General features: G+C 39.1%; 1 pseudogene. It reads right to left on the bottom strand.

The features are described 5' to 3' along the window. A pseudogene (locus tag ACFXKA_RS43255) lies at positions 1 to 662 on the bottom strand (IS256-like element ISBsu2 family transposase); the annotation flags it as partial.

Genomic DNA, 662 nt, shown 5'->3' with positions numbered 1-662 from the left:
GTGACAAGCCTTAAGGCTTGGAGCTCCATACACTTTCTTTAAGGCAGCAGTAAAAGGCTTGTAGTCTTTACTTGGTATATACTTAATCGAATTTCGAATTAAATGAACAATACATCTCTGTACGGTCACATCAGGAAAAATCGCACGTGCTCCTTCTTCCAGACCACTAACGCCATCCATTGAGAGAAAGAAGATATCTTCTACACCACGAGATTTGATTTCATCAAAAATTTGCATCCATTTATGTTTACTTTCCGTTTCATTCAACCACAAACCTAGAATGTCCTTTTTACCTTCTATGGTATATCCTAGTATTGTGTAAACGGCATACTTCTTCGTTTCATAGTCATTACGAATGGTTGTGTAAAGACAATCGACAAACACAAAAGGGTAACAGTTACTTAAGGGACGATTTTGCCACTCTTCTAAATTAGGAAGTACAGTATCCGTAATGTCGGATACCATTTCATGAGATACAGAAAAGCCATAGATGTCTTCTATCGTGGAAGAAATGTCTCGTTGTGACATTCCTCTGGCATACATCGAAATGACCTTATCCTCTATAGAGGATACATCTCTTTTACGCTTTGGAATCAACTGCGGTTCAAATGAACCATCACGATCACGGGGGACTGCAATTTCAACTTCTCCTGCCGTTGTTC

Origin of the sequence: Nocardia sp. NPDC059228, assembly GCF_042754245.1 — a bacterium.
Classification (GTDB): Bacteria; Actinomycetota; Actinomycetes; order Mycobacteriales; family Mycobacteriaceae; genus Nocardia.
Note: the sequence above shows the minus strand (reverse complement) of the source record. Positions and strands in the feature narration are given on the sequence as shown.